The organism is Promicromonospora citrea, assembly GCF_013004695.1.
GTDB classification, from domain to species: Bacteria; Actinomycetota; Actinomycetes; order Actinomycetales; family Cellulomonadaceae; genus Promicromonospora; species Promicromonospora citrea.
On the sequence record NZ_JABEMG010000015.1, the window covers coordinates 17473 to 32824 of the forward strand.

12 protein-coding genes are annotated in these 15352 nt (G+C 73.2%); 7 read left to right on the forward strand and 5 right to left on the reverse strand.

Translation table 11 applies throughout. The features are described 5' to 3' along the window. Positions 1-7: 7 nt before the first annotated feature. Positions 8-1375, reverse strand: coding sequence for a bifunctional folylpolyglutamate synthase/dihydrofolate synthase (locus tag HLB15_RS04975; protein ID WP_171104198.1), 1368 nt, complete (start codon positions 1373-1375; stop codon positions 8-10). Positions 1376-1393: 18 nt separating this feature from the next. On the opposite strand from HLB15_RS04975, the gene HLB15_RS04980 reads away from it, so the two are divergent. From HLB15_RS04980 to HLB15_RS04990, 3 genes are all read left to right on the forward strand, one after another. After that, on the forward strand, positions 1394-3307 hold the full coding sequence (locus tag HLB15_RS04980) for an N-formylglutamate amidohydrolase (protein ID WP_171104199.1): 1914 nt from the start codon (positions 1394-1396) through the stop codon (positions 3305-3307). Further along, a complete protein-coding gene (locus HLB15_RS04985; RefSeq protein WP_171104200.1) occupies positions 3304-4569 on the forward strand; it encodes a folylpolyglutamate synthase family protein in 1266 nt (421 codons plus the stop codon). The genes HLB15_RS04980 and HLB15_RS04985 overlap by 4 nt, the downstream gene beginning before the upstream one ends. A gap of 142 nt (positions 4570-4711) precedes the next feature. Then, positions 4712-6028, forward strand: coding sequence for a hypothetical protein (locus tag HLB15_RS04990; protein ID WP_171104201.1), 1317 nt, complete (start codon positions 4712-4714; stop codon positions 6026-6028). Positions 6029-6138: 110 nt separating this feature from the next. Here HLB15_RS04990 and ileS read toward each other — a convergent pair whose 3' ends face one another. Continuing rightward, entirely contained in the window at positions 6139-9420 is a 3282-nt protein-coding gene (gene ileS / locus HLB15_RS04995) for an isoleucine--tRNA ligase (protein WP_171104202.1), read from the reverse strand. Between the two features lie 308 nt (positions 9421-9728). Between ileS and HLB15_RS05000 the strand changes: the two genes are divergently transcribed. From HLB15_RS05000 to HLB15_RS05015, 4 genes are all read left to right on the forward strand, one after another. Continuing rightward, positions 9729-10346, forward strand: a complete 618-nt coding sequence (locus tag HLB15_RS05000) for a SigE family RNA polymerase sigma factor (protein ID WP_171104203.1) — start codon at positions 9729-9731, stop codon at positions 10344-10346. Then, positions 10343-11080, forward strand: coding sequence for a hypothetical protein (locus tag HLB15_RS05005; protein ID WP_171104204.1), 738 nt, complete (start codon positions 10343-10345; stop codon positions 11078-11080). Before HLB15_RS05000 ends, HLB15_RS05005 begins: the two co-directional genes overlap by 4 nt. Positions 11081-11240: 160 nt before the next feature. Further along, the gene (locus tag HLB15_RS05010; protein WP_171104205.1) at positions 11241-11888 is read left to right on the forward strand and encodes an FMN-dependent NADH-azoreductase; all 648 of its coding nucleotides are present in this window, start codon (positions 11241-11243) and stop codon (positions 11886-11888) included. A 100-nt stretch (positions 11889-11988) separates the two neighbouring features. Further along, entirely contained in the window at positions 11989-12423 is a 435-nt protein-coding gene (locus HLB15_RS05015; RefSeq protein ID WP_311979558.1) for a MarR family winged helix-turn-helix transcriptional regulator, read from the forward strand. 147 nt (positions 12424-12570) lie between these two features. Here the strand turns inward: HLB15_RS05015 and HLB15_RS05020 are convergent, their stop codons facing one another. The 3 genes from HLB15_RS05020 to HLB15_RS05030 all read right to left on the reverse strand — a co-directional run bounded on the left by HLB15_RS05020 (position 12571) and on the right by HLB15_RS05030 (position 15333). Then, a complete protein-coding gene (locus tag HLB15_RS05020; protein ID WP_171104207.1) occupies positions 12571-14142 on the reverse strand; it encodes a molybdopterin-dependent oxidoreductase in 1572 nt (523 codons plus the stop codon). 78 nt (positions 14143-14220) lie between these two features. Then, positions 14221-15039: an SDR family oxidoreductase gene (locus tag HLB15_RS05025; RefSeq protein ID WP_171104208.1), complete on the reverse strand. Its 819-nt coding sequence runs from the start codon at positions 15037-15039 to the stop codon at positions 14221-14223. A gap of 45 nt (positions 15040-15084) precedes the next feature. Next, positions 15085-15333, reverse strand: coding sequence for a DUF6480 family protein (locus HLB15_RS05030; RefSeq protein ID WP_229785231.1), 249 nt, complete (start codon positions 15331-15333; stop codon positions 15085-15087). Positions 15334-15352: the final 19 nt, after the last annotated feature.

The window sequence follows — 15352 nt, forward strand, 5'->3', positions numbered from 1 at the left end:
GTACAGGTCAGGGGCGGCGCATGAGGATCCGGGCGTCCGCCACCGTCACCACGGAGCCCGTGACGAGCACGCCGGTGCCCACGCCGACGCCCTGGTCGTCGCCCGACTCCGCGAGGTCGGCGGCCACCTGGAGCGCCTCGTCGAGGCGGTCCGTGACGTGCACGCGCTCCTCGCCGAAGACCTCGCGCGCGACCTCCGCCAGGTCTTCCGGCTCGGCCGACCGGCTCGAGGAGTTCCGCGTGACGACGATCTCGGCCACCGCAGGCTCCAGCACGCTGAGCAGCCCTTCGGCGTCCTTGTCCGCCATGACGGCGACGACGGCGACCACGTGGCGCAGGCTGAACGACTCCTCCAGGGCGCCGACCAGCGCCTCCGCGCCCGCGGGGTTGTGCGCCACGTCGACGAGGACCGTCGGGCTGGTGCGCACCAGCTCGAGGCGGCCGGGCACCTCCACGCCGGCGAACCCTGCCTCGACGATCTGCGCGCCGAGCGCGCGGCCGCCGCTGATCAGCGCCTCGGTCGCCGCGAGCGCCAGCAGCGCGTTGTGCGCCTGGTGGGCGCCGTGCAGCGGCACGAAGATCTCGGTGTAGACGCCCGCGGGTGTCCGCAGGTCGACGAGCTGACCGCCGACGGCGACCCGCCGGTCGACGACCTCGAGGTCGATGCCCTCGCGCACGAGGTGCGCCCCGACCGCCTCGGCCCGCGCCAGGATCGGCTCGAGCGCGGCGTCGGACTGCTCGGCGAGGACGGTGGTGGCGCCGTCCTTGATGATGCCCGCCTTCTCGGTGGCGATCTCCTCGACGGTCGAGCCGAGCCAGCGCTCGTGGTCGAGGGCGACGGGCGTGATCACCGAGACCTCCGCGTCGACGACGTTCGTGGAGTCCCACGTACCGCCCATGCCGACCTCGACGATCGCGACGTCGACGGGCGCGTCCGCGAACGCGGCGAACGCCATGACGGTGAGCACCTCGAAGAAGCTCAGGCGCGGGCCGCCGGCCTCCTGCGACTCGCGGTCGGCGACGCCGATGTAGGGGGCGACGTCCTCGAAGACCTCGACGAAGCGTTCTTCGGTGAGGGGCTCGCCGTCGACGGCGATGCGCTCCGCGAAGCTGGTCATGTGGGGCGACGTGAACAGGCCCGTGCGCAGACCGTGCTCCCGCACCAGGCGCTCGACTATGCGCGCCGTCGAGGACTTGCCGTTGGTCCCGGTGACGTGGACGGCCCGATAGGCACGGTGAGGGTCGCCCAGGAGCTCCAGGACCCGCTGCACGCGCGCCATGGTGGGGTCGATGTCGAATTCGGGGGCTCGGGTCGCGAGTTCGCGACGCACTGCTTCGAAGGCTGCGTCCACGGGACGAGGATAGGGTTCCGCCATCAACGTTGCCGATCTCGTGTGGGGGCGCAGCAGGTGTCGGAGGAGGAGCTGGCCTCGCCCACGGGCGGCGAGCTCGCGGTCCGCTGGCAGGTTTTCGAGCGGGTTTTCAGCCGGAACGGGTACGACGGGGAGAGTCCGGTCCCGCTCAAGCGTCTGCCGCGGGATGTGGTCGAGGCGACACCCGGTCTGCTCGAGCTGCCGGGCACGTCGCGAGCGCACATCGTCGTGACCGCGACGCATGCCACGAATCATGTCCGAGACGGCTCCGCCAAGGTGGCAGACCGCGGGACCGGTGGCCTGGCACTTCTGATCGCGGAGCTGACAGGGTGCACAGCCCTCGTCGCCGCCAGGACGTCCGGCGACGCCAACCACGACGACGACCATCCCCTCAAGCGGCGCCTCGCCGAGCTACGCCCTGCCGCGGTCCTCGACCTGCACGGTATGCGGAGCCGACCGGAGTCCGACATCGATCTCGGCACCGGCGACGGCTCCGTCCCGGCCGAGTTCGTCGCGACGCTGCGACGGTCCGAGCTCCGCGTCACGACCAACGCCCTCTTCGCCGCCATGCGCCCTACCACGGTGACCTCGTTCGCCCAGGCCCGCGACGTGCCGGCCGTCCAGGTGGAGATCTCCGCCCGGTTCAGGCCGCCGTCGGGTGCGCCCGAGGATCTCTCCCGTCTGCTGAATGCCTTGATCGATGCGATCGCGGGCATGACAACCACTCGATCGTCACTCACCCTCGCGACCGTCCCGGTGGCGATCGCCTCGGGCCTGCCACTGGCCGTCGTCCACCCCGACACGATCAGAGGGCTCCGCGGGCCGGTCCCCGTCGCTGTCACGACAGGTGAGCGGTCGGAGGTCGCATGGGCCTGGAGCGCCGCTGCCCCAGGGATCCCCGAGGAATCGCGTGAAATCTCCCCCGCCGAGATCGGGGTAGGTCGCCGCCTGCGGGAGAAGTTGGGCGATGCCTCTGCGGTCTCCCTGCACGTTCCGCAGATCGTGCCGTTACGAACGCGGGCTGCCCTCGCCCGTGACCTCCCGGCGGCCGACGAGGTGCACGTCAGCCCCGACGACCTGGCGTCCGGCATCTACCTCCTCGTGCACGACGGAGTCACCGCGTGGGTCCGCGCGGTCCCCCGCAGCCACGTGCCGCCGGGCCAGATCCGCCTGGGCTACCAGCTCCGGCTCCTCATCGCGTCGGACGGTACGACGGACGGCGACGTGGCGTTGGTGGCGGCTCCGGCCGCCGTCACACGGCGGCGGCGTCGGGAGAGCTGGGTCGGACGGACCGGTGCCGCAGCCGACACGATGGCCGAGCGCTTGTGGCGCGCGCTCTTCCGTGCACCCGAGTTCGCTGCTCGGATCATGCAGGCGCACGCGGGCGACGACGGCGCGGCTGTCGTCAGCCTGCACCCGGCCGTCTTCGACCGCATCGGGCTCGAGCCCGGTCAGCAGGTCCTCGTGCGCTGGGGCGGTCGCGAGGTGGCCGCACTCGCTGTCGCGGACCACGATCCTCCGGAATCCGGTGCTCCGCCCGAGTCGATCAAGCGGGTGCAGCGTGTCAACCGCCTGTGGCCCCACCTCCCCGAGGGCATGTCTCCGCACGTCGTCGTCCGGATGTCGGCACAACTTCGCCGGGACCTGGGTGCCCCGGTCGCGACCGTCGTGACGGTCCGGCGCCGTCTGCGGCCGGTCCTCATCCGCAACCTCAACTCGCTGGTAGTCCCCCTGGCGAGCCTGGTGCTGGCAGGCGCGGCGCTGCCCGACCCGCACTGGCCCACCCTCGGGCTCGGCACCGCGCTCATGTCGGTGTTCGCACTGGCGCGTCTGCGGATCCCGCAGCCCCGTCGCGGCGCCAGGGTCGACAAGCGGTGGGTCGAGGAGATGGCGGGCCACGACACCGACGTGAGAGGTGAGAAGGTAGGCGGGTGACCGCCCAGCACCTTCCCGGCGACGAGTCCTTCTTCGCGGAGTGGCGTGACAGACGTCCCGGAACGCGGCGCTCTCTCGACCGGGCGCGTGCGGTGGGCGCTGCGCTCGGCACATGGGAAGACACACCCCCGGTTCTCACCGTGGTCGGGTCCAAGGGAAAGGGCACGGCAGCGATCCACGCGGCAGCCGCTCTGTCCGCTGCCACGGCACCGGCCGGTCGGGCGGCCCGGGTCGGGCTCGTCTCGTCGCCGGGACTGCGGACCAATCGCGAGCGTGTCCGCATCGACGGCCAAGCGATCTCGCCTGAGGGCTATGAACGCCTCGCCGCGGCACTCGCCGACGCACGAGGCGCGGTCGGCTCTCCTGCCGGGGGATACCTGTCTCCCACCGGGGCCTTCACGATCGCCGGTGCGGCCTGGACAGCCTGGCAGGGTGCCGAGGTCCTGGTGCTCGAGGAAGGCCTCGGCGGGCGGTCGGACGAGGTGAGCCTGTTCGATCCGCGCGTGGTCGCCGTGACCTCCGTGTTCTACGAGCACGGTGACCTGCTCGGACCGACCCTGGAGGACGTGGCACGTGACCTGCTCGGTGTCGTCGGCCCGGCCACCCGGACCATCGTCACGGTCGAGCAGGACGCCGTCGTGACCGCCGTCCTCGAGGAGGTCGCCGCGCGATTCGGCTGCCGGCTCCTCACCGTGGAGACGCCGTCGTCGAGTGCCGCGCCCACGGACCTGCCACCGTTCACTCGCCTGAACGCGACGACGGGCGTGACTGCCGCCCGAGTGATGGCCAAGGCCCTTGGCTGGACCCTGGATGCCGATCGACTGGCCGACGCCCTCTCCCGCGTGTACGTCCCGGGTCGGATGAGTCGTCACACGTGGGACGACATCCCCGTGATGGTCGACGGCGCGATCTCCCCCGAGGGCGTTGCCGCAGCCGTCGCGGAGTACCGCCGGTCCGTCGGGCCCCTCACGACGGTCGTGGCGAGCTTTCCCGACACGAAGTCCGTCGCCGAGTGCTTCGCCGAGCTTCGCGGTGCCGACACCGTGATCGCAGCCCGCGCCGACGAGTACCTCTCGTTCTCCACCGCGGGGTCCCTGCACGGACATGTCCTGGATGCACGATCTGCGATGGCCCACGGCCGTGACGCTGCTCGCGCCACCGGAACCGGGCTGCTGGCACTCGGCACCCAGTCCTTCGTCGGGATCGCGCTCGACGTCCTCGAGGTGGAGACGGACGTGGCATACAGGCCCGTTCTGAGGTGATCCCGGGGTCGCGTCTCTTCATAACCCACTGACCTGCCACTCCACATCACAGACTGTGTGTTGCAGCATTTCACCCCGTGTCCAACGATGACACGGCGGCGTCGGTCGGCGCTGCGCGGTGTCGCTCGGGGGGACGACAGCAATGAGGCGGAACAGCACGGTCCGGCGCGTGGTCGCGCTCGGCGCGATGGCACTGGGGGCGGCGCTCGCGGTGCCCGCCGCGGCGACAGGGGGCACCGGTCCCGCGAGCGAGGTGGGCATGGGCAGCGCGTCACCCGCCGTGGTCGAGGCGGCCGCCGCGACCGACGCCGACCCCGTGCGGTCCGCCGTCGACCAGGTCGCCGGGACGGCGACAGAGCTTGCCCGCATGCCCGGCTACGCCGGCGTCGCCGTCGACTACCCCACCGCGACCGTGACGCTCTCGTGGAAGGGCCCGACGCCCACGGCGGCGCTCCGCCTCCAGGGGGCCGCGCCGCGCGGCGTGACCGTCACGGTGCGGCGTGCCGCGTTCAGCGAGGCCGAGCTGCGCGCCGCGAGCACCCGCCTGCTCGACGGCGCGCGGGCGGAGCACGGCCCGGACGTCGTCCTCGCGGCGTATCCGACGCCGGACCACTCCGGGCTCGTCGCCGAGGTCGCCGGCTCCCCCGGCGTCGCGCCGCACCAGGACCTCACGCGCCAGGACCTCACGCGGTATCTCGAGCGCGCGGCGCAGGTCCCCGTGCGCGTCACACCTGTCCCGGACGGTGCCGGTCCGGACGTCGGCTCCGGCGTCGAGTCCACGGCGGCCGACCGCCGCGACGACCGTGCGCCGTGGCACGGCGGCGGCGCGATCGCCACGGCGGACGGCAGCGACTACTGCACGACGGGCTTCGCGATCGTCACGGGCGAGGGCGCACGCCGTCTCGTCACCGCGGCGCACTGCAACGCTCGGGTGGGCGACGTCGTGCGCGACGGCGCCGGTCAGCGCCTCGGCACCGTCGCCGCCCGGGCGCCCCAGCTCGACGCCCAGCTCATCGACCCGGTCGGCAGCCCGAAGACCGCACCGTCCGTGTTCGGCGGCCCGTGGGACGCCGACCGGGACCACCCTCGCTACCGGTACCCGGTCGCGGGGGTGCAGCTCCCCGCCGTCGGGCAGCACATCTGCAGCTCGGGGGCGGTCACCGGCGAGCACTGCGCGACGATCCGCGCGACCAACCTCGCGTGGACCTGCGGCGACGAGACCTGCCACGGGTTCAGGGCGAGCCGGGACGACGGCGGGGTCGTCGTCGGCGGGGGCGACAGCGGCGGGCCGATGTACGTGGTCATCGACGGCAAGGCGTACGCACGCGGCATGATCGACGGCGGCTCGGACCGCCGCAGCTGCGGCAGCACGTCGCTGCCGACCCAGTGCTTCTCGTACGTGTACGGCATCCCGATGGTCGACATCCTCGAGCACTGGGACGCCCGTCTCGACATGTGAGGGACGTCGTCCGCACCTCCGCTCGGCTCTCACCCCGACGTTTCTCGGCTTTGCAGCGAGTCAGAGCCGAGAGACGTCGGGGGTGAGAGCCGAGCAGAGCACGGCCCCGGTCAGGCCTTGGCGACCGCCACGGTCCGGGTCTCGCCCGCCGTGACCGTGAGGGACGTCGCGAGCGTCTCGCGCGAGACGAGCTCCCGGTGCTCCTCGACGGCCGCGACCCACTCGGCCGGGACGGTCAGGTCCAGCGTGATGCGGTCGGCGACCTGGAGCCCCGCGGCCTTGCGCGCGTCCTGGACGTCGCGGACGACGTCGCGGGCGTAACCCTCGGCACGCAGCGCGTCGTCCAGCGCGAGGTCGAGCACCACGAACCCGCCGCCGCCCAGGACGGCGGCCGCGACCTCCCCGGCGTCAGCGGCCGAGCCGCCGACCACGGTCGTCAGCTCGTACTCGCCGTCCTGCAGCTCGACGTCGCCGTCAGCGGTCGCGACGACGACGGCGCCCGTGCCGGACACCGACCAGTCGCCGGCCTTCGCCGCCTTGATCACGGCCTGCACGCCGCGGCCCAGACGCGGCCCGGCGGCCCGGGCATTGACCGCGAGCCGCTCCGTCACGCCGTAGGACGCGGCGACCTCCGGCGAGAACTCGACGAGGCGCACCTCCTTGACGTTGAGCTCGGACTCCAGCAGGCCGGTGAACGGCGCGACGCCCGCCGGGTCGGCGACGGCCACGACGAGCGAGCGCAGCGGCTGGCGCACGCGCAGCTTGTTCGCCTTGCGCAGCGCGAGGGTCTGCGACACGACGGCCCGCGCGGAGTCGACGGCGGCCACGAGGTCGTCGTCGGCGAGCAGGGCGCTGCCCTCCGCCGTCGGGAAGTCCGCGAGGTGCACCGAGCGCCCGCCGGTCAGACCGCGCCAGACCTCCTCCGTGAGCAGCGGCGCGAGCGGCGCCATCACGCGGGTGAGGGTCTCCAGGGCGGTGTGCAGGGTGTCGAACGCGTCGGCGTCCTCGGCCCAGAAGCGGTCGCGCTGCGTGCGCACGTACCAGTTGGTCAGCGCGTCGAGGTACTGGCGCACCGACTCGCACGCACCGGCGATGTCGTAGCCGTCGAGCTGCTCGGTCACGTCCGTGACCAGCCGGCGGGTGCGGGCCAGCAGGTAGCGGTCCATCACGGGCAGGCCGGCCGCGCGCTCCGCCGTCAGCGGCTGCGCCGTGTAGCCCGCGCCGTCCGAGGCGGCGTTGGCGTAGAGCGTGAAGAAGTAGTACGTGCTCCACAGCGGCAGCAGCACCTGGCGGACGGCGTCGCGGATGCCCTCCTCGGTGACGACGAGGTTGCCGCCGCGCAGGATCGGCGAGGCCATGAGGAACCACCGCATGGCGTCGGACCCGTCGCGGTCGAAGACCTCGTTGACGTCCGGGTAGTTGCGCAGCGACTTCGACATCTTGCGGCCGTCGGAGCCCAGCACGATGCCGTGCGACAGCGCCGTCCGGAACGCCGGACGATCCAGCAGAGCCGTGGCCAGCACGTGCAGCGTGTAGAACCAGCCGCGCGTCTGCCCGATGTACTCGACGATGAAGTCGCCCGGGTAGTGGTGCTCGAACCAGTCGGCGTTCTCGAACGGGTAGTGCACCTGGGCGTACGGCATCGAGCCCGAGTCGAACCAGACGTCCAGGACGTCCTCGACGCGGCGCATCGTGGACCGCCCGGTCGGGTCGTCCGGGTTGGGCCGGGTCAGCTCGTCGACGAACGGCCGGTGCAGGTCCGGGTTGCCGTCCTTGTCACGCGGGAGCCGCCCGAAGTCGCGCTCGAGCTCCTCGAACGACCCGTAGACGTCGATCCGCGGGTAGGCCGGGTCGTCGCTCTTCCACACGGGCACGGGCGAGCCCCAGAAGCGGTTGCGCGTGATCGACCAGTCGCGTGCGTTCTCGAGCCACTTGCCGAACTGCCCCTGCTTGATGTGGTCCGGCACCCAGGTGATCTGCTCGTTGAGCTCGACCATGCGGTCCTTGAACTTCGTCACCTCGACGAACCACGAGGACACGCCCATGTAGATCAGCGGCTGACGGCAGCGCCAGCAGTGCGGGTAGGAGTGGGCGTACTGCTCGCGGCGCAGCAGCACGGTGCCCGACGTCGTCCGCCCGGCCTCGTCGTCGGCCGCACCACGCGTGCGCGCCTTGAGGTGGTCGATGATCGACGCGTTCGCGTCGAAGACCTGCAGGCCCGCGTACTCCTCGACCGGGAAGGTGAACCGGCCGTCGGCCCCCACCGGGATGACGGGCGCGACGCCCTCGCGGTCGCTGACCTGCTTGTCCTCCTCACCGAACGCGCCGGCGTTGTGCACGAGGCCGGTGCCGTCGGTGGTGGTGACGAAGTCGGCCTCGACCACCCGGTGCGCACCCTCGTGGCCCGCGTAGTACGAGAACGGCGGCTCGTAGGCGGCGCCCACGAGGTCGCTGCCCTTCAGGCGGCCGACGACGGTCGGCGCCTCGGCCCCCTCGTCGGTGAGCTCGCGGGCGTAGGCGTCCAGGCGGGCCTCGGCCAGCACGTAGCGCTCCGGAGCACCCGTGAACGACGACTCGACGACGACGTAGTCGACGTCCGGCCCGACCATGACGAGCAGGTTGGACGGCAGGGTCCAGGGCGTCGTCGTCCAGATGAGCAGGTGGTCACCCACGGCGAGGTCGCCGGCCGCGGCCGGGACGTCCGTCACCGCGAAGCCGACCGTCACGGCCGGGTCCTGGCGCTGCTGGTACACGTCGTCGTCCATGCGCAGCTCGTGGTTGCTCAGCGGCGTCTGGTCGTTCCAGCAGTAGGGCAGCACGCGGAAGCCCTCGTAGATCAGGCCCTTGTCGAACAGCGACTTGAACGCCCAGAGGACGCTCTCCATGAACGTCGGGTTCAGGGTCTTGTAGTCGTTCTCGAAGTCCACCCAGCGCGCCTGGCGCGTCACGTACGTGCGCCACTCGTCGGTGTACTTGAGCACGCTGGAGCGGCAGGCCTCGTTGAACCGGTCGATGCCCAGCTCGACGATCTCGTCCTTGGTCTTGATGCCGAGCTGGCTCATCGCCTCGAGCTCGGCGGGCAGGCCGTGCGTGTCCCAGCCGAAGCGCCGCTCGACGCGCTGCCCCTTCATCGTGCGGTAGCGCGGCACGACGTCCTTGGCGTACCCGGTCAGCAGGTGGCCGTAGTGGGGCAGGCCGTTGGCGAACGGCGGGCCGTCGTAGAAGACGAACTCGTTGCTGCCGTTCTCCCCGGCCGGGCGAGCCTCGACGGACGCACGGAACGTGTCGTCCTCGTCCCAGTAGGCGAGCACGTCGCGCTCGAGGTCGGGCAGGTTCGGCGAGGCGGGGACGGCGCCCTCCGCGTCGGCGGGGCGGTGCAGCGGATAGGCCATGACGGTGGCTCCTGGCGGGTTCAGCGGTTCGGCAGCAGGGAAGGTCGGTCGTGCTCTGCTGCGAGGACGCCGCACCTGGGTGCGCCGCGGTACCACCCCGCTTGACGCCCGCCTGCGGCGAACGCCCGCTCGTTGACGGCTGTGACGGGCCTACCCGTCCGGTTCTACTGGGGCCGCCGCGGCGGCCTGTTCTTCCGGAGGCTCACCGGTGATGGCCGGGTCGATGCCTGTGGGTCGATCCTACCGGGCGCGGGCAACCGGAAACAGCACCGTGCAACCTCGCGGCACGCCCGGCGCGTCCTGGGGGTATGAGCGCACTCAGCGAAGCGACCGGCCCACCGGTCGCACCACCGGTCTCCCCGCGGGCCTCCGAGCCCTCGGCCGCTCCCGCGGCCCCGTTCGCCGTCGTCCGCACGGGCATCTCGGCCGAGGAGCAGTTCCGGCTCTTCGCCGTCGAGAGCACCGCCGCCCTGCACCGCATCGCCTACCTGCTGTGCGGCGACGACCACCGGGCCCACGACCTCACCCAGATCGCGCTGGAGAAGACCTACCGGCGCTGGTCCCGCGTCAAGGACGGCAACCCGTTCGCCTACGCCCGCCGCGTGCTGGCCACCTCGCGCATCGACGGGTGGCGGCGCACGCGGCGCGAGGTGCTGCGGTCACCCGAGGACGTCGCCGTGGCGCAGGAGGCCGGCCCAGCGGTGGGCGACGACGTCGCGACCGTGGTCGAACGCGAACGCCTCGTGCGGGCACTGCGCCGGCTCGGCCCGGGCCAGCGCCGCGTCGTGGTGCTGCGGCACCTGCTCGACCGCTCGGAGGCCGAGGTCGCCGCCGAGCTGGGCACCAGCATCGGCAACGTGAAGTCCCAGGGCGCGCGGGGACTCGCCCGCCTGCGCTCGCTGCTCTCGGAAGGACAGGACGCATGACGACAGGACACGCACCCCACGAGGCGCCCCAGGACGAGCGCTGGCTCGCGCACCTGCGCGAGGTGTCGGACGGCGTCGTGCCGCCGACGGCCGTCGACCCGCACGCGCTCTCCCGCGTCGCCGTACGGCGCACCCGGCTGCGGCGCACGGCTCTTGCCACGGGCGGGGGCCTCGCGACGGTCGCGGCGGTCGCCGCGACGGCGTTCGCGCTGAGCACCCCGGCCATGGGGACGCTGCTGCCCGGTGCGGCCCCGGTCGCCGCCTCGGCGCCTGCCGATGGCACCGACCCGGCGCGGGGCCTCGTCACCGACCTCCCGGACGGCTGGCACGCCCACGACCTGGAGGGCCTGTCGTACGCGCTCCCGCCGGACATCGTCACCAGCGGGCCCGTGTCGGACGAGCCGGGCGTGACCTCGCAGATGTGGCACAGCCGCACCGACCCCGACGCCCCGCCGTTCCTGTACATGGCGTACCACGCCGACGGCGAGCTGCCCGGGGTCGCCGACCTGGACGGCGAGGAGTTCGACCTGCCCGGCGCGAAGCGCGCCATCGCCATCGACTCGTCCGCGCTCGTCATGGGGCTGCCGCAGGGGACCGAGGTCCCGGACGCACCGAAGGGCGCGACGATCTTCGCCATCGAGCCCGACGACGGCCCCGGCGCCTGGTACCTGTCGATCAACACGGACGACGAGGACCTGGCCGACGAGATCCGGGAGACGTTCGTGGTGGAGTGACCTGGCCCCGTGCCCGGCGACCGCCCAGGTCGCCGGGCACGAGGGTGATCCACCTCACAGCACGGGGCGGGATGGTTTGTGCTGGACCAATGATTGACGTGGGAGTCCGTTTTTTCATCCGCGGACACACCTCGACTCCCATCCCAGGAGGACTCCCACCATGGCAACACTGCTGCACCTCGACGCGAGCATCCAGGGCGACAGCTCGGTCAGCAGGCAGCTGACGGCGCGGGCCGCCGCCGCCTGGCGCGCCGCCCACCCGGGCGGGACGGTCGTCTACCGCGACCTGGCCGCCGACCCGCTGCCGCACTTCGACGCCGCCGCCCACCTCAGCCGCGGAGTGCCGCAGGACCAGCACACGCCCGAGCAGGCCCGGTCCTGGGCCCGCATGGAAGAGCTCACCAGCGAGATCGCCGCCGCCGACACCGTGCTGCTCGGCCTGCCCATCTACAACTTCGGTGCACCGAGCACCGTCAAGGCCTGGCTGGACCACCTCGTCGCGCCCGGCCTCGGCTTCGACCCGGCGAACCGGCAGGGCCTCCTCGGCACCTGCGAGTTCATCGTCCTGGTCTCGCGCGGCGGCGGGTACGCGGAGGGCACGCCGCGGCACGGCTGGGACCACGCGTCCGCCTGGCTCCCGCACGGCCTCTCGCTCGTCGGCATCGAGCCCCGGTTCATCACGGCCGAGCTCACCCTCGCCACCGTCGACCCGGGCATGTCCGACCTCGTGCCGCTGGCCGAGGAGAGCCGCCGGCAGGCCGAGGCCGAGATCGACAGCCTCTGGGCCCCCGCGCTCGCGGGAGCCTGAGCACGCTCACCGCGTAAATGCCCACGTCACGCCCCCGTGCCGCCGTAGAGTGGTGACGCGGGGGCGCGACGACGAGGGAGATGCCGTGGAGGAGCAGGTCGTGGAGCGGTCCGTACGCCGGTCGGGCGCGCTCGTCGACTACCTCGCCCGTCACCTGCGCCGCCGCTCCGAGTCCGCCCTGGGCCCTCTCGGCCTGCGATCCCGGCACCTCGTCGCCCTCACCGTCCTGCGCGAGCGGGGCGCGATCACGCAGCAGGACCTCGCCCGGGAGCTCGTCCTGGACGGGACCAACGTCGTCGGCCTCCTGAACGAGCTGGAGAGCCGCGGCCTCGCCGAGCGGCGCAGGTCGGCCGAGGACCGCCGCAGGCACGTCGTCTCCCTCACCGACGACGGCGTCGCGCTGCTGTGCCGCGCGGAGTCGGCGCTCGCCGCCGTGGAGGACGAGGTGTTCGCCGCGCTCGACCCCGCGCAGCGCGAGCAGCTGCACGAGCTGCTCACGGCGGCCACGGCGGCCGCCTCGGCGCGGATCTGCTGACCGGCCCGGCGGCTGCCCGGTGAGGTGCCCCGGTGCGATGCTGCCCCCGTGAGATCTGGTCCTCGAGTCGAGATCTGGCCGTGCACCACCAGATCTCGACGCGAACACCAGATCTCAGCGATGCGGCGGCGCCCGGCCGCGAGCCGGTCAGCCGACCGAGACGCCGACCGTGTGCCAGCCGGTTGCCCCGTCGGGCGCGGGCGGGGCCTCCGCGTCCGTCTGCACCAACCCGTCGGCGTCCGTGGCGCGCACCGACAGCGTGTGGTCGCCGGCGGCCAGGTCGATGGTGACGTGCCACTGGCGCCAGGTGTCGGGCCCGACCGTGTCGGCCAGCTCGGCCTGGACCCATTCGCCGTCGTCGGCCCGGACCTCGACCGCGCCGACGCCCGTGTGCTGCGCCCAGGCGACGCCCGCGACCGTGACCGGGCCGGGGGCGGCGGAGCCGCGCGGCACGTCGATGCGTGACTGCACCTTCACCGGCCCCAGCGCCGACCAGCCGCGAGGTGTCCAGTAGCCCTGGTCCGCGGCGAACGTCGTCACCTCGAGCGAGGTGACCCACTTGGTGGCCGAGACATACCCGTAGAGGCCGGGCACGACGAGGCGAGCGGGGAACCCGTGCTCCACCGGCAGCGGCTCGCCGTTCATGCCGACCGCGAGGAGGCTGTCGCGGTCGGGGTCGAGCAGCACCTCGAGCGGGGTGCCCGCCGTGAACCCGTCGTCGCTGCGCGAGAGCACCATGTCGGCACCCGCCTGCGGCTTCGCCCGCTCGAGCAGGGCACGGATCGGGTACCCGAGCCAGAGCGCGTTGCCGATGAGGTCGCCGCCCACCGTGTTGCTCACGCACGCGAGCGTCACGTGGTGCTCCTCGAGCGGCAGCGCGAGCAGCTCCTCCCAGGTGATCGTGAACGGCTCGTCCACGAGACCACGCACCTCGAGCGACCAGCTCGACGGGTCGATCTGCGGCACCCGCAGGGCCGTGTCGATGCGGTAGAAGTCGCGGTTGGGCGTGACGTACGGCGTCAGGTCCTCGAGACCGAGGTCGGCACCGGCCGGCACGGGGTCGGCCGCGTGCTGCGGGGTGGGCAGGCGGAGCTTCTCGCGGACGGCGCTCACCGCCGCGGACCCCGCCGACACGACGCGTGAACCCGCCAGGGCCAGCACCGCGAGCCCCGCCGTGACGCCCGTCGCCACCAGGAACCTGCGGCGGTCCACGACGGTGCCCGACGCCGTCCGCAGGTCGGGCTCGGGCCGCAGCCGTGCCACGGCGGCCCGCAGCGCGACCACCCCGCCCGCGATGCCGACCAGGCTCGGCAGCGCCCACAGGGGCGTCGCCTCCGGGCGGAGGACCGCGACGATGGCGCCGATCACGCCGACGCCCCCCACGAGCTGCGAGCCCAGCGGCGGGCGGCGCAGCTCGGCCCACCCCGCGAGCGCCGCGCCCGCTGCGAGCACCACGCCCATCGTGCCGAGGAGCACGGCCTTGTCGGCGGTGCCGAACCAGGCGACCGCGAGGTCCTTCAACCAGCCCGGCACCGCGTCGACGACAGCGGCGCCGCCCGCGAACAACGTGCTCGATCCGGGTGCGACGAGGGCCGCGACGAGCTCGGCCACCGCCAGACCGAAGGCACCCGCGACGACACCCGCGATCGCGGCGAGGGCGGCGTCGTTCGGCGTGCGCTCGGCCTGCGCCGCCGCGGGCCTCTCGGAGAGCTGGGTCATGCTCCCAGCGTGACACGCCCGGGGTCGCACGGGCAGCGTCCGGGGCGGACCGTCATGCTGCCGTAAGGCAGCGTGCCGTCATACCCCCGCGCCGCGCACGATCTTGGAGTTGTGCGCCTGCGCGCGCGGCCTGATCGTCACCAGGTCGATGTTGACGTGGTCAGGACGGCTGAGGGTCCAGGCGATGGTGTCGGCGACGTCGTCGGCGACCAGCGGCGTGTAGCCCTCGTAGACCGCGGCGGCCCGCTCGGCGTCGCCGTCGAAGCGCACCAGCGAGAACTCCTCCGTGGCGACGGCGCCGGGCGCGATCTCGATGACGCGGACGGGCTCGCCCGCGATCTCCCAGCGCAGCGTCTGGGAGAGCATGTGCTCGGCGTGCTTGGCGCCGGTGTAGCCGGCGCCGCCCTCGTACGCGCCCTGTGCCGCGGTCGACGTGACGTTCACGACGTCGGCGACGCCCCTGGCCGCGCCGGCGGCCCGCAGCAGGGGCAGCACGGCCTTGGTCACGCGCAGCGTGCCGAGCACGTTGACCTCGTACATCCGCCGCCAGCCGTCGACGTCCGCGTCCTCCACGCGGTCCAGGCCGAGGGCGCCGCCCGCGTTGTTGACGACGGCGTCCAGCCCGCCGGTCGCGGCGAGGTGCTCGGCGAGGGCAGCGACCCCCGCGTCGTCGGTGAGGTCGGCGGGGTACGGCTCACAGCCGGTCTCGGCCGCGAGCGCCTCCAGACGGTCGGCGCGCCGCGCGACCGCCACCACGTCCCAGCCGTCGGCGCGCAGTCTGCGCACCGTCGCGGCGCCGATGCCCGACGACGCCCCGGTCACCAGGGCGCGGCGGGCCGGCCGACCGGTCGGCGTGGGCTCGGGGGTGGTCGGGGCGGGTGCGGTGCTGTCGGTCATGGGCGCACTGTAGTCCCGGCCGGGGCCGCGCTCAGGGGCGGACGGTCAGCGGAGCAGCCCGGCGGCGTACCCGGCGAACAGCGCGACCACGAGGCCTGCCACCACCAGGATGGCGATGAGCCAGACGCGCGGCACCCAGGCCGGCGGTCCGTGCTCCTCGTGTCCCTGCGGGCCGGCCGTCTGGGCGGACTCGGGCGGTGTCTCCCCCGGCTGCAGGTTGCCGCTGGTCGGCATCGTCCGGCCGTCGGGCTCGGGGTCGGGGTGGGGTGCGGGGTGGTCCGGGTCGTAGGTCATGGTGGCCTCCCGTTCGGCG